The 21,208-nt window shown below is 36.6% G+C and carries 24 protein-coding genes and 1 pseudogene; 6 read left to right on the plus strand and 19 right to left on the minus strand.

What is annotated here, in order from left to right:
* Positions 1–199: 199 nt before the first annotated feature.
* The 7 genes from ACZLO7_RS18810 to ACZLO7_RS18840 all read right to left on the minus strand — a co-directional run bounded on the left by ACZLO7_RS18810 (position 200) and on the right by ACZLO7_RS18840 (position 3,331).
* Positions 200–502, minus strand: coding sequence for a hypothetical protein (locus ACZLO7_RS18810; RefSeq protein WP_464938312.1), 303 nt, complete (start codon positions 500–502; stop codon positions 200–202).
* Between the two features lie 85 nt (positions 503–587).
* Positions 588–833: a stage VI sporulation protein F gene (locus tag ACZLO7_RS18815; RefSeq protein ID WP_038179588.1), complete on the minus strand. Its 246-nt coding sequence runs from the start codon at positions 831–833 to the stop codon at positions 588–590.
* Positions 834–846: 13 nt separating this feature from the next.
* Positions 847–1,002 (minus strand): YjcZ family sporulation protein, encoded by a 156-nt coding sequence (locus ACZLO7_RS18820; protein WP_464938311.1) that lies wholly within the window; start codon positions 1,000–1,002, stop codon positions 847–849.
* Between the two features lie 66 nt (positions 1,003–1,068).
* Positions 1,069–1,434, minus strand: coding sequence for a stage V sporulation protein AE (spoVAE, locus tag ACZLO7_RS18825; protein ID WP_464938310.1), 366 nt, complete (start codon positions 1,432–1,434; stop codon positions 1,069–1,071).
* Between the two features lie 9 nt (positions 1,435–1,443).
* A complete protein-coding gene (locus ACZLO7_RS18830) occupies positions 1,444–2,448 on the minus strand; it encodes a stage V sporulation protein AD (protein WP_464938309.1) in 1,005 nt (334 codons plus the stop codon).
* Positions 2,448–2,903 (minus strand): stage V sporulation protein AC, encoded by a 456-nt coding sequence (gene spoVAC, locus ACZLO7_RS18835; RefSeq protein ID WP_464938308.1) that lies wholly within the window; start codon positions 2,901–2,903, stop codon positions 2,448–2,450. The genes ACZLO7_RS18830 and spoVAC overlap by 1 nt, the downstream gene beginning before the upstream one ends.
* On the minus strand, positions 2,903–3,331 hold the full coding sequence (locus ACZLO7_RS18840; RefSeq protein WP_464938307.1) for a YhcN/YlaJ family sporulation lipoprotein: 429 nt from the start codon (positions 3,329–3,331) through the stop codon (positions 2,903–2,905). Before ACZLO7_RS18840 ends, spoVAC begins: the two co-directional genes overlap by 1 nt.
* A 126-nt stretch (positions 3,332–3,457) precedes the next feature.
* On the opposite strand from ACZLO7_RS18840, the gene ACZLO7_RS18845 reads away from it, so the two are divergent.
* Positions 3,458–3,973, plus strand: coding sequence for a CotY/CotZ family spore coat protein (locus ACZLO7_RS18845; RefSeq protein WP_464938306.1), 516 nt, complete (start codon positions 3,458–3,460; stop codon positions 3,971–3,973).
* A gap of 181 nt (positions 3,974–4,154) precedes the next feature.
* Here ACZLO7_RS18845 and ACZLO7_RS18850 read toward each other — a convergent pair whose 3' ends face one another.
* From ACZLO7_RS18850 to ACZLO7_RS18875, 6 genes are all read right to left on the minus strand, one after another.
* Complete coding sequence (locus tag ACZLO7_RS18850; protein ID WP_464938305.1) at positions 4,155–4,547, minus strand: hypothetical protein; 393 nt, start codon at positions 4,545–4,547, stop codon at positions 4,155–4,157.
* Between the two features lie 48 nt (positions 4,548–4,595).
* Positions 4,596–5,972: a magnesium transporter gene (mgtE, locus tag ACZLO7_RS18855; RefSeq protein ID WP_464938304.1), complete on the minus strand. Its 1,377-nt coding sequence runs from the start codon at positions 5,970–5,972 to the stop codon at positions 4,596–4,598.
* Positions 5,973–6,956: 984 nt separating this feature from the next.
* Positions 6,957–7,856 carry an RluA family pseudouridine synthase gene (locus ACZLO7_RS18860; protein ID WP_464938303.1) on the minus strand — a complete coding sequence of 300 codons (900 nt, stop codon included), beginning with the start codon at positions 7,854–7,856 and terminating at the stop codon, positions 6,957–6,959.
* Position 7,857: 1 nt separating this feature from the next.
* A complete protein-coding gene (locus tag ACZLO7_RS18865) occupies positions 7,858–8,661 on the minus strand; it encodes an NAD kinase (protein WP_464938302.1) in 804 nt (267 codons plus the stop codon).
* Complete coding sequence (yjbM, locus tag ACZLO7_RS18870; RefSeq protein WP_427750237.1) at positions 8,658–9,338, minus strand: GTP diphosphokinase; 681 nt, start codon at positions 9,336–9,338, stop codon at positions 8,658–8,660. Before yjbM ends, ACZLO7_RS18865 begins: the two co-directional genes overlap by 4 nt.
* A gap of 11 nt (positions 9,339–9,349) precedes the next feature.
* Positions 9,350–9,745 carry a UPF0738 family protein gene (locus ACZLO7_RS18875; RefSeq protein ID WP_464938301.1) on the minus strand — a complete coding sequence of 132 codons (396 nt, stop codon included), beginning with the start codon at positions 9,743–9,745 and terminating at the stop codon, positions 9,350–9,352.
* Between the two features lie 173 nt (positions 9,746–9,918).
* Between ACZLO7_RS18875 and ACZLO7_RS18880 the strand changes: the two genes are divergently transcribed.
* The 4 genes from ACZLO7_RS18880 to ACZLO7_RS18895 all read left to right on the plus strand — a co-directional run bounded on the left by ACZLO7_RS18880 (position 9,919) and on the right by ACZLO7_RS18895 (position 12,757).
* Positions 9,919–10,506 (plus strand): CYTH domain-containing protein, encoded by a 588-nt coding sequence (locus ACZLO7_RS18880; RefSeq protein ID WP_464938300.1) that lies wholly within the window; start codon positions 9,919–9,921, stop codon positions 10,504–10,506.
* Positions 10,507–10,509: 3 nt separating this feature from the next.
* A complete protein-coding gene (locus tag ACZLO7_RS18885) occupies positions 10,510–11,289 on the plus strand; it encodes a lytic transglycosylase domain-containing protein (protein WP_464938299.1) in 780 nt (259 codons plus the stop codon).
* 251 nt (positions 11,290–11,540) lie between these two features.
* Complete coding sequence (locus ACZLO7_RS18890; protein WP_464938298.1) at positions 11,541–11,942, plus strand: globin domain-containing protein; 402 nt, start codon at positions 11,541–11,543, stop codon at positions 11,940–11,942.
* Positions 11,939–12,757 carry a ClpXP adapter SpxH family protein gene (locus ACZLO7_RS18895; RefSeq protein WP_464938297.1) on the plus strand — a complete coding sequence of 273 codons (819 nt, stop codon included), beginning with the start codon at positions 11,939–11,941 and terminating at the stop codon, positions 12,755–12,757. Before ACZLO7_RS18890 ends, ACZLO7_RS18895 begins: the two co-directional genes overlap by 4 nt.
* Before the next feature lie 499 nt (positions 12,758–13,256).
* Here ACZLO7_RS18895 and pepF read toward each other — a convergent pair whose 3' ends face one another.
* Positions 13,257–15,074 (minus strand): oligoendopeptidase F, encoded by a 1,818-nt coding sequence (gene pepF / locus ACZLO7_RS18900; protein WP_464938296.1) that lies wholly within the window; start codon positions 15,072–15,074, stop codon positions 13,257–13,259.
* A 54-nt stretch (positions 15,075–15,128) separates the two neighbouring features.
* Positions 15,129–16,388, minus strand: a complete 1,260-nt coding sequence (locus ACZLO7_RS18905; RefSeq protein WP_464938295.1) for a competence protein CoiA — start codon at positions 16,386–16,388, stop codon at positions 15,129–15,131.
* A 467-nt stretch (positions 16,389–16,855) separates the two neighbouring features.
* Between ACZLO7_RS18905 and ACZLO7_RS18910 the strand changes: the two are divergent.
* A pseudogene (locus ACZLO7_RS18910) lies at positions 16,856–16,999 on the plus strand (IS5/IS1182 family transposase); the annotation flags it as partial.
* A gap of 268 nt (positions 17,000–17,267) precedes the next feature.
* On the opposite strand, the gene mecA reads toward ACZLO7_RS18910, so the two are convergent.
* The 4 genes from mecA to ACZLO7_RS18930 form a co-directional block, all read right to left on the minus strand.
* On the minus strand, positions 17,268–17,936 hold the full coding sequence (gene mecA, locus ACZLO7_RS18915; protein WP_464938294.1) for an adaptor protein MecA: 669 nt from the start codon (positions 17,934–17,936) through the stop codon (positions 17,268–17,270).
* 416 nt (positions 17,937–18,352) lie between these two features.
* Positions 18,353–18,748, minus strand: coding sequence for a transcriptional regulator SpxA (gene spxA, locus ACZLO7_RS18920; protein WP_179078282.1), 396 nt, complete (start codon positions 18,746–18,748; stop codon positions 18,353–18,355).
* Positions 18,749–19,197: 449 nt separating this feature from the next.
* The gene (gene oppF / locus ACZLO7_RS18925; RefSeq protein ID WP_464938343.1) at positions 19,198–20,136 is read right to left on the minus strand and encodes an oligopeptide ABC transporter ATP-binding protein OppF; all 939 of its coding nucleotides are present in this window, start codon (positions 20,134–20,136) and stop codon (positions 19,198–19,200) included.
* A 2-nt stretch (positions 20,137–20,138) separates the two neighbouring features.
* Positions 20,139–21,206, minus strand: a complete 1,068-nt coding sequence (locus ACZLO7_RS18930; RefSeq protein WP_464938293.1) for an ABC transporter ATP-binding protein — start codon at positions 21,204–21,206, stop codon at positions 20,139–20,141.
* Positions 21,207–21,208: the final 2 nt, after the last annotated feature.

The raw sequence follows: 21,208 nt of genomic DNA on the forward strand, positions 1-21,208 counted from the left end.
GCTGAATAACGTTTTAGTAGCTTTTTTATTTAGTAAATGTTTTATTTGTTCTATCACTTTTGGTTATAAAGATCATAATTAGATATAAAACTAAGATCTACAACAAAAAGAGCCATCCACGGTTGATTGCAAACTCAACCATGGATTGGCTCCTTTTTATTATTCGAAGTACCTGTTAGATAATCGTCTATAGTGTTTTTTAAACATATTTACTGTAATATTTACCTCTATCAGTAACCTTTAGTTCAAATTTTGGTAAATCTGCTGGGTTAGGATGGATGAATTGTTGATGGACTTGAAGGGAGTTCCAACGATTTTTGTTTTTTTCATTGTTCAATTTTTTTCCAGTGAGTTCAGCACGCTTTTCAAGTTCTCGTTCAAAATGAGATTGCTTCTTTACTTTTGTTATTGCATTTACATGAGCAAAATTATACGGTTTCATGTTCATACGTTCTGCATATTGCGTTGCTTGTAAAGGCTGAACTGGTAGAATGTAGCCCATCACAACCACCTCCTATACTATAACTTTTCCTGCAAAGACATTTTTCCGACTTAAGTTATTATATTATTGAAAATATAATTGTATGCTATAGCATTTTTTGAATTTTATTTAAATCTAAAGATTTACCATCTTTTAAGATAGATGCGACGATTTTTTCTTCTAGCTCTTTTGTTACTGGTTTATTTGCTAGTTGGGAAACTTTACGAATAATTTGGCGAATTTGGCGTTCGTCTTGAAAATCTGCATATTGAATAGCGTTTGCTAATGCAAGTACATCTTCCATTGGTACGCCCGTTTTTCCTTCAATTTTTCGAAAGAATGAGCTTTGCATTTAAGTCCCCCCTTTAGATAAAGCTTGCTCCGACAATAATTAACAAGATGAACAGAACAACGATTAGGATAAACGTTGAGCCATTGCCGCGGTTGCCGCCATAGTAGCATTCGTTTCCGCCGCCAAAGCCACCGCCGTAGCCGTAACCATAACCTGAGAATCCAGACATAAGAAATCCCTCCTCTCTCTAACCGTATTGTATGCAACGGTTTACAGAAAGAAGAGGGCGTTTGAACTAGTCGATATTTCCTTTAGAACGGAAAATTAAAGCGCCAATAAATCCAAATAGAATAGCTGCACTAATACCTGAACTCGTCACTTCGAACATTCCAGTTAAAACTCCTATCCAGCCATGCAATTCAACTTCTGCCAAAGCACCATGTGTCAAGGAATTACCAAATGACGTAATAGGGATTGTTGCGCCTGCGCCAGCAAAATCAATAAGGGGTTCATATAGGCCAAAGCCATCTAAGATTGCACCTGTAACAACAAGTATGCTTAATGTATGAGCAGGCGTTAATTTACCCACATCCATCAGCAGTTGACCAATTACACATATCAATCCACCGATAATAAAAGCAATTATAAAAGTAGTAAACATTTTATTCCCTCATTTCATCGTTACTTCGATTGCATGTGCAACTGTTGGAATTGATTGATTTTGTTGCACTGATAACTGAGACAAAAGAGCACCTGTTGCTACTAAAAGCACCCGCTTCATCCGTCCGCTTTTTAGCTCAGCTAATATTTCGCTAAAAAACACAGATGCGGAACAACCTGCACCACTTGCACCAGCTAAAAATAATGGATCAGCACCGTAATATTCAGCACCGCCATCTCGAACTGTTTCTAACTGTTTTGTAGTAAATCCAGTTTGTCTTAACATTTCTTTTAAGATAGGCAAGCCAACTTTGCCCAGATCACCTGTCATAATAACATCGTAATCCTGCACTGTTTGGCCTCTACCTTTTAAATGTTTTCGAATTGTAGAAAATGCGGCAGGCGCCATTGCTGCTCCCATATGAAATGGATCTGATTGTTGGAAATCCTCTACTTTTCCGATAGTCGCAGCCTCAATACAAGGTTCCCCTTCCTGATGTTTACCAATAAGTGCAAAACCCGCAGCCGTTACAGTCCATTGTGCTGTCGCTGGTTTTTGGCCTCCATAATCAACAGGATATCGAAATTGCCTTTCAATAGCGTTATGCTGACTTGCAGCCCCAGCAATTGCATAATGACTCCCACCCAACTCAGTTAGTAAGCTAGCGATAATAACGGCTGATGTGGACGTAGCACATGCTGAGTACAAGCCGATATAAGGGCTACCTAAAGTAGCAGCTGCAAAATTCGTCGGCGTCATTTGATTGACTAGATCTCCTCCTAAAAAGAAATCTACTTCATCCATGGTCAGTTTCTTTTTTTGTAATGCGATTTGTGCGGCTTCTTCAATTAAATGTTGATGTCCTTGCTCATTAGTTTTTTGATCTGCCCTTTCATCATCAAGTACTAAATCGAAGTTTTGAGCGAAAACACTTCTCTTCTCCAATGGACCAACTACTACTCCGGCTGCTAAAATGGACGGCTTAGAAGGAAAATAAATTACACCTTTATCCATCACCAGTGGGTCACCCCAATCGTTACTAAAATTAATTTAACAAGTGCTACAAAAAAGGCTGAAACAACCCCAAATACAATAACAGAGCCTGCTAATTTAAAGATATTACCACCAACTCCGAGCACTAAACCTTCTGTCTTATGCTCAATAGCTGCTGAAATAACTGCATTACCAAAACCAGTAACTGGTACGGCTGAGCCTGCTCCTGCAAATTGTCCAATCTTTTTATAAAGTCCAAATCCTGTAAGTAATAAAGAAATGAAAATCATTGTTGCTACAGTAGGATTGCCAGCAGTACGTTCAGTAAAATCAAAGTTCAATATATAGAAAAAAGAAATAGCTTGTCCGACGGTACAAATAATACCTCCGACTAAAAAAGCTTTTAGTAAATTTATTCCTATTGGCGTTTTAGGCGACAGTTTCGTTTGTAATTGCTCGTAATCTTTTTGATTCATCAGGTTTCTTCCTTTGCAAGATCTTGTAATTTCTTAATTTTCTTTTTCAGCTCTTCTTCTGTTAACTTTTTTTTCATAAGCTTTTGAGCTTCCCAAGATATTTTAAAGTCAGTACTAACGAGTACTTCTTTACCAGGAAATTTCTTTTCAAACTTATCCTGTAAATTTTTCTCTATTTTGGATCTCTTCAATTTTGAAAAAGGTTTTATCTGCACCCCAACCAATACAACGTCATCCAGGAAGACGGCAGTACCTTTTATTATCGATTTTTCTTCTTTCAGAAGCTTTTCAATTATCGATTGCGATTCATTATCCCCTTCCGCATGATACGTGGCGAATTTTTCCTTTTGCTCTCCATTACAAGCCACCAATAATTGAATACAACATATTAATAACAAGAACCGTAAGACATTACTCTTCATCTTCATATACGTCACCTTTTTTTAAACAGTATGCGTTTATTTTGAAAAATTATGCATAAGTGAGGCAGTTGCCCTAGTTCATTCTCTAATATGACATATTGTATAAAGAGATTGAAAAGGAGGTGAAATTAAATGGGATGTGGAAGAAATGATGATGCAGTTGGTCATAAAGTTTCAAAAGGATGTGTTTGCGACGTAGTTCGCGCAATTAAAGACATCCAAGACCAAAACGTTGATGAGGGTTGTGGCCCTTGCCCAACTAACTGTTTCCTAGAACCTCTTGGTTCATTAGTAAGCCCTGCGCGTATGCAAGCTGATACTCGTGTATTTATGCTATTAAACAAAGACGGCACTCCTTTCAAAGCGTTTTTCAGAACTAAAGCTACTGGTGATCATAGCTGCTTCTCGGTCTTTTTCCGAGTAGAGGATATCTTCGATGGTTGCTGTGCTACTTTACGCGTATTAATTCCTTTAAAACACGGTGATCATGTAGCTGATTTGTTAACAGAATGTGGTAATGATGTAGATTTATCAAGGATCTGTAAAGTTGTGGATTTTGAAGCATCAACTAGCTGTGTTACTGTTGACTTGAATTGCTTCTGTGCAGTTCAATGTATAAAAGACGTCTTTTTAGGTGTATGCGACTAATATCAAGTCAAAAGACTTGGCAGTAGTGTCTTTGTTTTAAATTGGATAATAGCAGTGTCAGGCAATGAGCTCCAAAGTTAGGTATCTAACTTTTGGGGCTTTTTGTGTTATTGTAATTTCAGTTTATGCAATAATGATTTATTTTTGCATAAAAAAAGCCATCCCCTTTAAGGGACAGCTATTAAAACACTCTTCCACGCCATTTAATTTCCACGAGCTCATTTATTTTCGTTGGATAAACGGCACCTGAATAACTTTTTAAAAGTACTTCATCTTGCATTACACGATCGACAATCCCATCAATAATTCGACCATCGGATAAACTAAATTGCAATGGTTGATACGCTTGTTGTTGAAATGGCTGAGATAAAAATTCCAAACGCTCTATTTTACGGCGTACTTCAGCATCTTCTATAACTGGAGTTATGGATTTTTCTTGTTCAATTACCTCTTTTACAACATCTTCTACAACTACTTCTTCAATAGCATCCTCAGTATCAGGAGTACTATCATTATTAATATCAATAAAAAAAGCCGGGGGAGCTTTGATAAAAAGGAGTGGAAGATTCCCCAAGTTAACACATCCTTTTTTTCATATTGTATGCTCCTCCGGAAAAGATGTTCACATTAATTTACTAATGAACATCGTTGCAATACCGAGATAAATTAAAATACTTGTTATATCATTTAAAGTTGTAATAAACGGACCAGATGCAACTGCGGGGTCAATTTTCAAACGATGCATTAACAACGGTATAAAGGAACCCGCAATTGTTGCAACGATAATTGAACAACAAATAGCCGAACCTACTAATAGGCCCAAGAGCCACATGTGTTTCCAAAAGAAAACAATACCAAATGCAATAAGACCACAAACAACACCTGTTATAATGCCTGTTATTGCTTCTCGTAATAATAATTTCATCTTGCTTTCATCTTCAACATCACCGGTTGCAATCCCTCGAACTGCAACGGCTAATGCTTGCGTTCCACTATTCCCAGATGTACCACCTATTAAAGGAATAAAGGCAGCAAGGATAGCAACTTTTTCTAATGTACCGGTAAATAAGTCTACTAAATTAGCTGTTAACATACCTAAAAATAATAATACAACAAGCCATGGCAATCGTTTTTTTGCTGCAGCAAATGGACTTTTATCAAATGTTACCATATCAGAGACACCGGCTAATTTGGAGTAGTCATCAGACGCCTCTTCATCAATGACATCGATAATATCATCGACTGTAATTATTCCGAGCATTTCGTTTTTTGAATTAATAACCGGTACGGCTAAAAAGTTATAGTCTTTCATTATTTGTGCGACTGCTTCTTGATCGTCAGTCACGCTTATACTTACAACACGATCATTCATTATTTGACGTATTAATGTGTCCTCTTCTGCTATGATTAAGTCACGCAATGAAATGACACCCGTTAAATGATTTGTATCATCAACAACAAATATATAATAAATTGTTTCTGCATCAGGTGCAGCGTTGCGCAAAATAGTCATCGCTGAACGTACGGTTGAATTCTCAGGAATAGCGACATATTCTGTCGTCATAATAGAACCCGCTGTATATTCCTCATAGTAAAGGAGTTCTTTAATATCCTGAGCCGAATCTTTATCCATTATTTTAAGAAAGTGAGTAATTTGATCTTTATCTAATTCATTTAAAACGTCAACTGCATCATCGGTATACATTTCTGCAATCATTTGTGCTGCATACGTCGTATCCATTTCCTCTAAGATACCTTTATATTCGTCATCGTCGAGTTCAATAGCCTCAAAAATATCAGCCATCTCTTTAGGGGAGAGATACTGATAGATAATCTGACGTATGTCTGGTCCCACCTTTTCATAAAACTTTGCCTGATCATACGGATGAAGTGCTAGAAATTCCTCACGAAAATTATCTGTCTCAGAATTCTCCAGTAATTGACGTAGATGTTGCTCATTGAATTGTACTTCATCTTTTTCCTTTGTTTCTTCTATCATGCATGTCCCCTCCTCTCGACTCATTAAGTCAGTTAAAATAACACCTTACTATAATAGTGTGTAGACCTTCAAAAGAGCAATTATTTTTTTAAAAAATTTTTTTTTGCTCTTGAACACCCCTAATACTAACATTCAGCAATACATTATTACAAATGGAGTCTGTAAATTTCCCGGGAAATCAAAAATAAGATGTTATTTTAAGAAAAAGCGCCTCAGATTGAAGACAGAAGGCAGTTGGATTGCGCTATTTCCAATTTTACATCGCGCATACTTTTCTTTAACGGTCTTTGTATGAAGCAGATGTTCAGCTTCTTCCAAATACTCTTCCCAAATATATCATTGAATCAACTTTTGGTAATTCTGACTTTGCGTACATTGAGCAACAGTGGACAATTTTCACTCTTTAAAGTATTGAATTTATATTGACAATATCCTTCTCTCATTGTGGTTGTGTTTTAAAATCTCCCCTTCACTGCAGGAATAGCAATCATAAAATTCTTCATAAACATATTCTTGTCTTTTGTTTTTGAACGAGTAAAGGTAGGACCGGAGTGATTTTATCTTCTAATTAGGAAGTTTGGAATTGCTTCCTCAATATTAGTCTTACTTTAGCATTTTATTAGCTTGTAAAAGCGTCCGCTCGACTCCTGCGGGAAAAGAGAGGCAGACGAGACCTACAGGAGCGTAGCGACGAAGCGGCTCGACGCTCGCCCGCAGAAAGCGAGCGGTAAGCTTCGGAAAACCTAATCTATCCTGTATAATTTTATTGGCTTAGAGAAGCGTCCGCTCGACTCCTGCGGGAAAAGCGAGACAGACGAGACCCTGCAGGAGTGTAGCGACGAAGCGGCTCGACGCTCGCCCGCGGAAAGCGAGCGGTAAGCTTCGGAATATCCTGTATAAAAAGAAAAAGACTGTAGAAAACTCGGTTTTTTCGAGTTTGTCTACAGTCTGAGGAGCTTTTTTTATATAAGCACCTTACATCGATTATTCTATTAGTAGTGATTGCATATCTTTTGGCAAACCAATATGCCAGCAATAATATTGGTTCGTCACCGGATGATATAATTGAAGCTCTACACAATGCAATGCTTGGCGATCTATTACATCCCTACGTCCACCGTATAATGTATCTCCTACAAGTGGATGTCCAATAGATGCCATATGTACACGAATTTGATGTGTACGTCCTGTGTGTAGTTTTAAACGAATATGAGTAATGGCTTCTCCACCTATGGTTGTACGTTTTAACACAACAACATCGGTGTGTGCAAATTGTCCATCACTTCTTACTTCACGTTCAATTATACTACCGTCTTTTCTCCCTATAGGAGCTATTATTTCTTGTTGCTCAATCTCCACATGACCATGTACAATCGCTTCATATGTCCGATTTATTTCATGTTTCTTTTGAGCTTCACTCATTAAATGATGAACGTGGCGATGCTTTGCAATACACATAATCCCTGATGTATCACGATCAAGACGTGTTACAATATGCACCGTTGAAGCTAAATCTTGCTGTTGCAAATGGGCAGCTATAAAATTAGCAACACTGCCATTTGGATGGTCATGTGAAGGAATAGTATTTTGAAAAGGCTGTTTAGAAATGACCAGTAGTTCATGATCTTCGAAGATGACATCAAGTTTCCCATCTTCAGGAACTAAACCCTTACTAATTTCTTCTGATGGAAAAATGATCGTGACTAAATCATTCTGCTTTAGACTATGACGGACGTTTTGCTCTATATCATTTACTAAAAGTTGTCCACCTTGAAATTTTATAGCAGTTAAAGCTCTCTTAGAAATTCCCCACATAGCAAGTGCATCTCTAAAAAGTTGTTCCTGCTCTACTTTAAATGTTAAGCGATACCGTAAATCTTTCATCTTATTTCAATTCACTATCGATAAATGAGTCATGCACTCGTTGCCAAAACGGGAATGCTCTAAAACGGGCAAAACGCACCTTTTCTTTAGCAACTTTGTACTGAATTGATTTTACATTTTTATGCAATAATTGCACATGATCGACTGTGACCATAAAATCTTTTGCCTTTACTGGCTTTAGCACGCAATTATGATGTGCAGGTAACACTAGTGAAGACCCTACTGTACGGAATACGCGATTATTAATAGACGCCATCTCAGTCACTTGAATTGCCTCTATTGATGGGTGTAAAATGGCGCCCCCAAGCGCCTTATTATAAGCAGTACTTCCTGAAGGTGTAGAAACACAAAGACCATCACCACGGAAGCGTTCAAATGGTCGCCCATTTAATTCAACGTCCATCACTAACGTTACCTCTGGGGATTTAACCGTAGATTCATTCAGAGCTAAATAGGTGTAATTGTCATCTGAATTTTGATAATTAATCACAACTTCTAATAGTGGATAATCGATTACTTTAAAGTCACTCTTTGCTATGGAGATAACCAATTTCTCAATTTCAATTGGCTTCCAGTCAGCATAAAAACCTAGATGTCCTGTATGAATACCGACAAATGCAACATCCGACAATATATGACTATATCGATGAAATGCATGTAGAAGTGTACCATCTCCGCCAATCGACAATACTATGTCTGGCTTCTCTTCATCTATTTCTAAACCAAAGTCAGTTAAGTAAGAGATGGCTCTTTCCATTAATTCATTTGATTGTGGATCATTACGTGATTGAACGGCAAATTTCATAGGTTTTCATGAGCTCCCTTCGAATTATTCTCTCTAACTTTTGGATTTGAAGCCTCCTTGTATTCCGTAAAATACTTTTGAGCTTCCTGTATCTCCTCACGAATTAAAGACATTTCCTCATCTAAGCGGAACGCTGCCTCTGCTGCGCTTTGCAGACGATTTTTTATTTCCTCTGGAAAAATACCTTTATATTTATAGTTCAATGAATGCTCAATAGATGCCCAGAAGTTCATTGCAAGTGTTCTAATTTGAATTTCAGCTAAAATCCTTTTCTCACCTTGAATGGTTGCGACAGGGTATTCAACAATCATATGATAGGAGCGATATCCACTAACTTTTACATTGGTGATATAATCTCTTTCTTCTACAACTATTAAATCATTGCGCTGACGTAACAATTCAATAACAGTCGGAATTTCATCCACGAATTGGCACATTATACGTACCCCTGCGATATCTTGTAACTCATGTGCTAGCATATCTGACGGTTCGAAGACTAGACCTTTTTCTAACGTCTTGTCATAAATACTCGCAAGTGGCTTCACTCGACCAGTTACAAATTCAATTGGTGACGTTTCATTCGATTTTTCGAACTGTGCGCGCATTCCTTTTAGCTTAATTTTCAATTCATCTACGGCTTGCTTATAGGGCTGTAAAAAGCGATCCCATTGTCCCATGATAAGTCCCCCTAATCTTCTCGGGATTCGTTCAATATTTCTGCAAAGGCTTCTTCAACAGCTGTTGAAAAGTCTGCTCCATAATTATGATTTCCTTCAATATTAAATATAAGTGCATTTAATTCATCCTGGAAGTTGATCAATTCAGTCTGTTTATCGCCCCAGGTTAATAATGGTTCAAAATCAGATTGTAATGTTTTGACTAATAGTGGCCAAATAGTTTGCGGGAATTTTATGTAATGGTAGTCTTCCCCAGCATCCATTAGATAGATAAAAGCCATGGCGTCTGAATCAGTAATAACCTGTCCTGCAGCTCGCCATTCACAATCAGGTGTTTCTCCGCAAATTTGCAAATGAATTTGTTTTTCTAGTTGTGATCCATTTTCTACTGTATATGTTTTACGCAAAGCCTATCTTCCTTTCCGTGAATCTCCTATCATTTTATCATAGTAAGCCTCAATACTACCCACTTTTTCGGAGAATTGTTATGCTTTTTCCCATATCGACAATCATTGCAATGCCGTCTATACTTCACCTATAATTAATTATTACGAATTCATAAAAAGAGAGGGTCATTGGCATGGCACAACAACTAGAAATTGAATTTAAAAACCTACTTTCGAAAGAGGAATATGAAGCACTTTGTACTACTTTCGCCATTCTAAATGAAGAATTTCATGAACAGACAAATCATTATTTCGATACAGCAGATTTTCAATTAAAGAAAGCACGTTGTGGCCTTCGAATTCGAGAGGTTCAAAACCGCTTTGAATGCACATTAAAAGAACCAGCATCTGGTATTGGGCTATTGGAAACAACTGATTTATTAACTTCAGAACAAGTACATGAAGTGCTAAATGGGGCTACTCTTAAATCAGAAGAAGTAGATACACGATTAAAAAAACTTCAAATTAATCCGGCAGATCTACAACTATTAGGTACACTTTTTACAAAGCGTGCCGAAATAAAATATAATGGCGGACTTCTCGTATTTGACCATTCTCGCTATTTGGACACCGATGACTATGAACTGGAATTTGAAGTGACTGATGAGGGGACAGGTAAAGTAATTTTCGAGGAATTTTTAGCAAAACATTCAATACCAGTTAGAGTAGCGGATAAAAAAATTGCTCGCTTCATGGCTGCCGCCAATAAGAAAAGAGGTTAATAGATGGATATCTCGACTTTAAAAACACTCCTTGAAATTCAAGGATTGCAATCCATGGGATCGACTAGCTTATCAGCAAATGATTCTTCATCTTCTTCATCTAGTATGTTCACACAATTAATGAATGAAATGATGACTTCATCAACATCTCAAAGCAACATGTCCCAATTACTTGGCTTAACAAACGCGGTAGCAGGCCCGAACAGTTCAAATGCTACTTCATTATTAGGTAGCGGCTTAATGGGGGCTTCAACAACGAGCTCGAATAATGAACTTTCAAGCTTATACTATAACGGTACCTCACCTATTTATAGACCAACTTCTGTGACTAATAATACGTATAGTATGACACCTTTGAATCCAGTATTAACTGGCTATACAGCGGGTCCTACTAGTGTTACATCAAATACGCAGTATGATACTATTATAAAAAAAGCTTCCGAAACTTATGGAATTCCCGAAAAAATGATTAAAGCTGTGATCAAACAAGAATCTAATTTTAATAACTCTGTAGTTAGTCATGCCGGAGCAGCTGGTCTTATGCAATTAATGCCAGGTACAGCTAAATTCCTTGGTGTTTCTAATGTTTTTGACCCTGAACAAAACATTATGGGGGGCACTAAGTATTTGAAGCAAATGTATGATAAATTCGGGGGTAATATGAATCTAATGTTAGCTGCATATAATGCAGGACCTGGCAATGTATCTAAATATAATGGTGTTCCACCATTTAAAGAAACGACAAACTATGTGAGTAAGATCATGAATAGCTATCAAGCATAAGACACAATGCCGTAGCTGTCGAACAATTACATATATATTTACAATAAGAATCGACATTTTAGCTACCAATATGTCGATTCTTTTTTTAATTAGTTTTCTTTGAAAGTACGACTTTTCACTGTAATCATACACTTTTATTGCCATTTTTATTAAACTATATGAAAAAAGTAATGTAATTTAATCGATTTGTTTGAGAAAAAACGTTTAGGTTGATAGAATAGAATTACAGCTAAAGCAAAGGAGCATCATCAATGACGCAAAAACCTATTATTCCTTATGAGGAAATTGGCGAAGAAACACTATCAAAAATGATTAAGATTTTCTACTCCAAAGTCGCTAAAAATCCGAAGCTAAAGCCGATATTTCCTGATGATTTAACTGAAACAGCCCGCAAGCAAATTCAATTCCAAACTCAATATTTAGGTGGTCCAAATCTTTTTACTGAAGAGCATGGGCATCCAATGATGAGAGCCCGCCATATGCACTTCAAAATTACACCTGAACGTGCACAAGCATGGTTAGAATGTATGGCCGAAGCCATGGATGAAGTTGGATTAGATGGAAAGATTCGAGAAATATACTATAAACGACTCGTCCTTACAGCGCACCACATGATTAATTCACCTGATAACGACGAGGAGGTATTAGAGTGAATACTATTCAGATCATGCCGGCACCGCCATCGCCTACTACAACTCAAACTCTTAGTAGACCGATTGAGCTCTATGTATTCGTCGATCCACTTGCTCCAGGCAGTTGGGATTTACAAGCAATTATTCGAAAGCTTCAAGTAAATTATAATCAGTACTTTACTTTACGATTTGTTCTTAGTACAGAATTAGCCTCGCTTAATGTTGCTTGCCAACGTGTAAATAGCTGTAATAGTGAATATGAAGAAATTGATGTCTCTCATCCCGTTCTTCCTTCAATCGCAGTCAAGGCCGCTGAATTACAAGGAAAAAAAGCTGGCTATCGCTACCTAATGAAATTACAAGAATATGTATTGTTGAATACGAAAAACGTTCGCTCATGCTCAACCCTAGTCGAAATAGCTAAAGAGGCTAAATTAGATATTCAAGAGTTCCAAACAGACTTCCAATCGTTAGAAGCTTCTCGTGCATTTCAAAGTGATTTATGCATTACGCGTGAGATGGAAGTTGAAGAGGTACCAAGCTTCGTTTTCTTTAATGAAAATATTGAAGATGAAGGTTTAAAAGTTAGTGGAAATTATTCATATGAAGTTTATGAACAAATATTAGAAGAATTATTAGACGGTGAACTTATTTGTCAACAGCCTCCATCAGTAGAAGAATTATTTAAACGGTATCATACATTAACAACTAAAGAAGTAGCATCAATTTATAATATTACTGAACAAACTGCTGACCGAGAGTTAAAAAAGAAAATGCTACAACAAAAAGTCGACCGCATCAATTATGAAGAATCATCGCTGTGGCGTTTAAAATAAATTATATATATGCTAGTAACGATTTTTTTAGTCGTTGCTAGCTTTTTTAATGTAACTATTAAAAGTCTTTTTGATTATATGTAAGGTACTAGAGTTAACATGGAGATGATAGTTAGCAGTTAATAGAATATAAAAAATAAAAGAGGCGCCTCTACGAGAGACGCCTTCTTTTCACAAAGGGGATGGGAGAAATGTTCACGTTCAAACAAAGGGGTGTATGTTTGTTTGTGATTTATTTCACATCTAACACTTTAGCATGGAAAAATTGATATAGCAACGATTCAGAATTGAATTCACAAAGTTGTCATAAGGAAAGCGTTTGCATGTAGTAATAAGCATTTTAAACTTAATATTGACATGGTTTTGTCGAGCCTTGAAATTACTATTTTTAAGTTTTTATTCAAATATTAGCCACCACAAATCCCCCCCATAAGGAATGTTTTCTAATTAAAAAAGCCGAGGGAAATATTTCTCTCCCCGACTTTTCGATCATTCACTATTATACGTTAAGCAGTTTTTCTAGTTCCTCTAAGTTTTTCTCAAATACTTTGCAAGCTTCTTCGATTGGCTCAGCAGATTCCATATTAACGCCCGCTGCTTTTAATACTTCAATCGGGAAGTCTGAACATCCCGCTTTCAGGAAATTGTTAATATAACGATCTACTGCAGGTTGTCCTTCTTCAAGGATTTGAGCACTTAGCGCAGTAGCTGCACTCTTACCTGTTGCATATTGATACACATAGTAATTGTAGTAGAAGTGAGGGATACGCGCCCACTCTAGACCAATCTCTTCATCTACCACAATGTCGTCCCCATAATATTGTTTATTTAGGTTATAGTAGACTTCCGTCATTTTTTCCGCTGTTAACGCTTCACCATTTTGATCAAGCTGATGGATAATATGCTCAAATTCAGCAAACATAGTTTGGCGGAAAATTGTACCACGGAATCCTTCTAACCAGTGATTCAGTATATAAATACGTTGTTGTGGATCTTCAATCGTATCTAACAAATAATGGTTTAATAACTCTTCGTTACAAGTGGATGCAACTTCTGCAACGAAAATAGAATAGTTTCCGTATACGAACGGCTGGTTGTTGCGAGTGAAGTAACTATGGACACTATGTCCAAATTCATGAACAAGAGTAAATAGATTATCTAGATTATTTTGCCAGTTCATTAGGACATAAGGATTTGTACCATATGCACCAGAAGAATATGCACCGCTTCGTTTACCTTTGTTTTCAAGTACATCTACCCAGCGATCCTCTAAACCTTGTTTAACAATGTTTACATACTCATCACCTAGTACTTCAAAGCTTTTCAACATTTTGTTTTTAGCTTCTTCATATGGCATATCTACCTTTGATTCTTGTACAAGTGGTGTATATATATCCCACATATGAAGTTCTTCAACACCCAATACTTTTTTGCGCAAAGCAATATAACGATGCATCAACGGTAAATACTTATGAATTGTCGAAATGAGTTGATCATATACTTTTTCTGGAATATGATTCGCTGCCATAGCAGCTTGACGAGCAGATTCGTATTTACGAATACGCGCACTAACGTTATCACCTTTAACATTACCAGCAAGAGTCGTTGCAAATGTGTTACGGAATTCTCCGTATGTTTTATACATTGCGCGGAATGCTGCTTCACGTACTTTACGATCGCCGCTTTCTAAGAAATGTGTATAGTTCCCATGTGTTAGTTGAACTTGATGACCATTTTCATCTTCAATCATAGGGAACTGTAAATCAGCATTATTTAATGTACTAAATGTTTCAGACGATGCACCCGTCACCTCTGACAGCTGTGCAAGGATTGCCTCTTGTTCTGCTGGAAGAATATGTGGGCGCCCAATGTTAATTTCAAGTAATTCTTGTCTGTAAAGTTGAAGTTCTTCATTTTCAACTAGATATTGTTCAATTATATTTTCATCTAATGATAAAATTTCAGGTGTTAAAAATGATAGACCTGTTGAAACTTTCGCATAAAGTGATTTACAACGACTGTCCATTGCTTGATAGAAGCTGTTTGCTGTATCTTGATCCAAGCGCATATGAGAATAAGTATAAAGACGCATTAATTTTGAAAATAATTTATCTCGGTATTGAAGGGCTGCTAATAGTGCCTGTGCACCGTTTACAATTGTACCTTGATAAGATGCAGCATTTTCACTTAAAGCACTAATCTCTTTAAACTCTGCTTCCCAAGCCTCGTCTGTCTCAAAGATATCTTCCAGACGCCAAGTAAGTTCAACAGGTACCTCTTGTCTTGTTAATACTTTTGTCTCTGATTTCGTTGTCATAATCTATGACCTCCTATTGTAAATACATTGAGAAACAATCACTATATTATTTTCTCAATTTTCATAACACTTTGCAAGGAATTCATTATGCAACAATTGTAAAATTTCAGCTTCTTTTGTAGAAGAGTGGATGGAATGAATATGCAACTTTTTCAATAATGAAATATAGTGAAGAATTGCTTCCTTACCTCGTTCATCATGAAAATAAAATTGATTATTCTTCATAAATATTGAAACAAGCTCATCATCCACTTGGAATATACTAGTTTGACAATCTTGTAAGAAGAACAATAAGGAAGCTTGCCATTCTACGATGTAGACATCGATATACTGGGCATTTCGGACAGGCAAGCCAATGAATAGAGGTAATTGTTCAAGCCCCATACGCGCACTGTAACAGCCTTTTAAGAACAAATCCTGCACTCCTTTTCTACTTAAGTAGAATCGTTGACGTAAAAAGCCGTTTCGGATATGTAAATGTACTTGCCAATATAGACCAAATTCCTCCTTTGTTGGCTCTTTTAATTGAAGAAACGGAAAATGCTGATGAGCAATCGGAAGCTGTTGCACTTTAGCGATAAAACGATACCCTTGTATAAATAGTAAATGTGAATAGTACATAAACATTGCTGTAGTCGGATTGTATGTGAGAAGGGTTGTGCCATGCTGGGGATGACGTGTGATAAATTGTTGACGAAACGGAGAGAGTTGGATGAGTTGAATACTTGTAGATTTTTGCTGCTTAAAATTAGGGGTTTTAAGGAGCCATATCGGAATTATCTTTGCACTCATATAGCCTTTCGTACGAGCTTGTACCACCTCGATAGGAATATTACTACACTGAAATTCAATGGCATATTGCTCATTTTGAGTTGTTACCAATAAATCCGGCCGCTGTGACAAGTCCTTTATAAAAGGCTCTAGTTGAACAGTTAATCCTTTCGTTTCAAAAAAATGATAAAGTTGTTGCTTACCTTCTAAATGGTCCTTCGACTCTCCATCCGAAAATAACTGAGGACAAACCGCATCCTTTTTGTGAGCAAAATGAGGAATAACAATATCCCCTACTCGGAGTTGTAATTCTGCTTTACATTGTGGACAGAAAAACTTAAGGGTTCGCCTTAAATGTTTTAGGTTTTCTCTCGTATGTGTAGTAGACAGTATAAATAGATCATTATTTGCTGTTATAGCAGTTAAAATGCGACCACCTCCTATTTTTATACATCTTATAAATTTATAGGATAAATTGCAAGGAAAAAATCCACCAAGATTCGGGAGGGCACTGAAAAAGTCGATAAAATGAATTTTAGCCATGGCTTTTTCTTCGATGCCGTTAATTTCCGTTCCGGTGGACGCTTTCCTGGGGACGAACCTTGAGCCTCCTCGTCGCATACGCTCCTGCGGGGTCTCAAGATGTTCGCTAGTTCCCCAAGGAGTCGCCGCCTGCACTCCAATCAACTAGTTTTATAGTTTTTCATTCTTTCCGATTCACACCTACCTCTTTATATAATAATAAAAGAAAAATTTCCATTAAAACCAAATTCAAATGAAATTACAAAGGAATTAGACTATTGTCGTCAAGTCATTGAAATTGTAGGAACACAATCCAAAGTCGCTCAAGTCCCTGCCGTACAAGAGAAAATCAATTATGCCTCGGCATAATTGCGTCCGGAATCGGCCGGAGGCTTTAACTTCTTTCAGCGGGTGTTTGGACACCCGCTGAAAGGCAGCTTAAGTCCGCATTCATCTCACCACCCATAGAGGTGGGAGACTTCTGCTGAAAGAAGTTAAACGTCATCAAAGAAGTCATCGAAGATTATGACGTACAACTAAGTTACTCTTCGGATTCAGATGCGAGTTTAGGACATAAATCGGCCGATTCATCTTTCTTTGGATTTAAAACGCACATTGCGATGAATGATGAATGAATTATTACAGCGGCAGTTGTGGCAACAGTTGAAAAAATCGGAGGGTTAATTTGGCCTGGAAGTCCAAGGAGCTACAACAATATTCGAGGTGAATTTGAAACGGATCTAGAAGCTATTAAATGAAGAATAAGGGAAATACAAAAAAACACCGGCACTTTCTGTTCAAAATCGAACAAAAAGTGCCGGTGTTTACTATTGAAGAACATTACATTTTAAAAACGTAAATTCTTCAGTTCCCTCGGATTCGGAGGACTTTCAATGTCATTTAAGAAAAATACTTTATGACAGTATCAAAACAGTCTTTTGCCATTAATGTTTTACCGTATTCTTGAAGAATGTGGATTGTTACATCTGCGTCCGTAGAAAATTCAGTAATAACACTGAAGATGTCTTCGGCCTCATCATGTAAAACCTCTTCATTAAAACGGATGTGCAAATAATAGCCGCCTTCCCATTCATATAAAGCATTATGGTATAAGGCTGTCTCTTGCATTTTTTTTGCAAGAGGAATAATATCATCAAATTCCTGTAATTTAAAAATAAAATCGGAATCTTCATCAATTGTGCTATTTACAAGATCTTCAAAATCGTCAAATTCGTGCACTTTTGGCTCATCGCCACCAAATGCGGATGACATCATTCTTTGTTTATCTTCTATATCGAAGGGCGGTTCGATATGCTGACCGTCCTTATAAATTTTAGCGTGTGTGATAGTTAATTCTAGACCATTCTCTTGAACTATCACTTGGATCCATAATGGTCCTTCAACTTCAAAATATTCTTCATCATTTATTTCATCCATCATAGACCAGAAGAGTTCTTCGCTTTTTTCCCGGTTATACCATACTTCATCTTTCGTGAATCCACGTTCTTCAATGTCATGATAAGAAATGAAGAGTTTGAGTGTATTCTCATTTATGCGTTCGATGTCCATATTACACAACTCCCTTCGGTCAATACTAATAGATGCATCGAGTCCACTTATGAACAAGTCTTTAAAATTTCTTGATAATACAGTGTCTAATACTATTGTATGATGAGTTTGTTGAAAATGGAAAGGAAATAACTCGGAAAATTACAACAGTATATGAATTGTAGTAGACAAGGTTTAGTAAATCAAGTTATAACGGTCCTATGTATAGGTTTACTAGTCCCTTTTATATCGTAAATAATGCATTTTTTTTAACACATAAAAAGAGCCAGTTGTGTGATACTTAACAACAACTGGCCCTGAAGACATATTGAAGATATGGTTACGTATGAATCCAAACTAATCAATATACTTATTATATATATGCATACTGCTGTATATTCTAAGCGAGATAAGTCACATTAAAAAGGTATTTAAAATTAGTTAACCATCTTCTGTGCTTCTTGTAATTGGTAAGCACGAACTTTACGTGGTAAGAAACGACGAATTTCATCTTCGTTATACCCAACTTGTAAACGTTTTTCATCTAAAATAATCGGACGACGTAAAAGTCCTGGATGTTCTTGAATTAACTCATAAAGACGTTGTAACGGTAAAGTTTCTACATCTACTTTTAGTTTTTGGAAAATTTTAGAGCGAGTTGAGATGATTTCATCTGTACCATCCTCAGTCATGCGTAAAATTTCTTTTATTTCACTTATGCTTAAAGGCTCAGCGAAAATATTTCGTTCTGTATATGGAATATCATGTTCTTCTAACCATGCTTTTGCTTTTCTACAAGATGTACAACTGGGTGAAGTAAATAATGTCACCATCATATAAAACACATCCTTTCAAAATGTGTAGCGAATATAATAACATTCCTAAATTAGAATGACTTTAAAAAAAGAACTGTAAGCATATTATACAACATTTTGTCCAATTTGAATATATGCTATTAAGAAAAATTTCCATTGTAAGTTATGACCGTTTTTTCTATCATTTTTAGTTTTTCCGTAAAGGTTGGACAACTTCACTACTCGTATATATGTAGTATCCCCCAAAACACATTATGGTAAACCTTTTATTCCAAATAAATATTCTCATTTAGAATCTCTATATTGAAAAAATGAATATTATATTTACACTAATTATACGTTGGAACTGCAAAAAAAGTTTCAATTATAGTTAGATTTCACAAATCAAATTTGACAAAATACAAAACTGCCCCTATAGTCCACTAATTCCATTGACTAAAGGGGCAACATTTAGTTAATAATAATGATTAGTTACTTTCATGCTTTTTTTGTAACGCGGCAAATTCCGTATCAGAACAATAGACGAAATGCCCAGGACGTACTTCACGCATTTTCACGTTTTCTCCGTCTTTATAATTATGCGATTTTGGATCGTATGTTTTACGTACTCGATTGCGTTCATAGTCAGGGTCTGGCAGTGGAATTGCCGATAGTAGTGATTGTGTATATGGGTGCATAGGATACTTGTAAAGATCTTCCGCAGGTGCAATCTCTACTAGTTTACCAAAATACATTACCCCTATTCTATCCGAAATATATTTAACCATAGAGAGATCATGAGCAATAAATAAGTAGGTTAAGCCTTTTTCTTCTTGTAACTCTTTTAATAGGTTAACAACTTGCGCTTGAATTGATACATCTAGTGCAGAGATTGGTTCATCAGCAATGATGAATTCTGGCTCTACTGCAAGTGCACGAGCAATTCCTAAGCGCTGGCGTTGACCTCCCGAGAATTCATGTGGATAACGGTTAGCATGTTCTTTATTTAAGCCTACTGTTTCTAATAATTGATAGACTCGTTCCTGACGTTCTTTTGCGTTCTTCACGAGACCATGAATATCTAAACCTTCTGCAATAATATCCATTACTTTCATACGTGGATTTAATGATGCATAAGGATCTTGGAAGATCATTTGCATTTTACGATTAAACGCTTTTAGTTCTGTTTTTGATTTGCGACCATGGACGTTTACACCATCGTAAAGAACTTCACCATCAGTAGCATCATATAAGCGAATAATCGTACGACCTGTCGTAGATTTTCCACACCCTGATTCCCCTACTAAACCTAAAGTTTCTCCTTTATAAATATCAAATGTAATATCATCGATTGCTTTTACTTCATTTGGTTTTCCATGATTGAAGTATTGCTTTACATTTTTAATTTCTAATAGTTTCTTTTGTATCTTCATTTTAATACACCTCCATTAGCGCCTTCGTAATATCGGCTGCTAGGGAATCGTTTCATTCTTTCAATAATAGCAGCAGGTGGAGTCACTTCTGGGGCATCTGGGTGTAATAACCAAGTTGCAGCATAATGAGTATCACTTACTTTAAAGAACGGTGGAGTTTCTTCCATATCAATTTGCATAGCGTATTTACTACGAAGTGCAAATGAATCTCCTTTTGGTGGATTCAATAAATCAGGTGGTGTACCAGGAATTGCATATAATTTCGATTCTTGAACATCCAGTGAAGGCATAGAACTTAGAAGCCCCCACGTATAAGGATGTTGTGGATTGTAGAATATTTCATCTATTGTACCGATTTCTACAATCTTACCGCTATACATTACAGCTACACGGTCCGCCACATTCGCTACAACACCAAGGTCATGTGTAATGAAAATAATAGATGTATCGATTTTCTTTTGCAGGTCTTTCATCAGTTCAAGGATTTGCGCTTGAATTGTAACATCTAGTGCAGTTGTCGGCTCATCGGCAATCAATATTTTAGGATTACATGCTAATGCAATCGCAATAACGATTCGTTGACGTTGACCACCTGAAAATTGATGTGGATATTGTTTAATACGCTGTTCTGGTTGCGGCATACCTACTAATCGCAATAGATCAATGGCCATTTTTTCAGCTTCTGACTTCGGAACATTTTGGTGCTTTAATATTGGTTCCATTATTTGTTTACCTATTGTCATCGTTGGGTTTAATGATGTCATCGGATCTTGGAAAATCATTGAGATATCTTTGCCACGAATTTTCTGCATTTCTTTATCAGTTAATTTCGTCAAATCTTTTCCGTCAAATAGAATTTGACCGTTTTTAAATTCCGAGCTAGATTCAGGTAGAAGACGCATAATAGCTTTTGTTGTAACAGATTTACCTGAACCTGATTCACCAACAATTGCCAGCGTTTCTCCCTTTTTCAAATCGAAGTTTACACCCCGAATCGCTTTCACTTCGCCAGCAAATGTGTGGAAGGAAAGCTCAAGGTTTTCTACTTCAAGTATTTTCTCCATAA

This window comes from Viridibacillus sp. d25.2 (assembly GCF_055456015.2).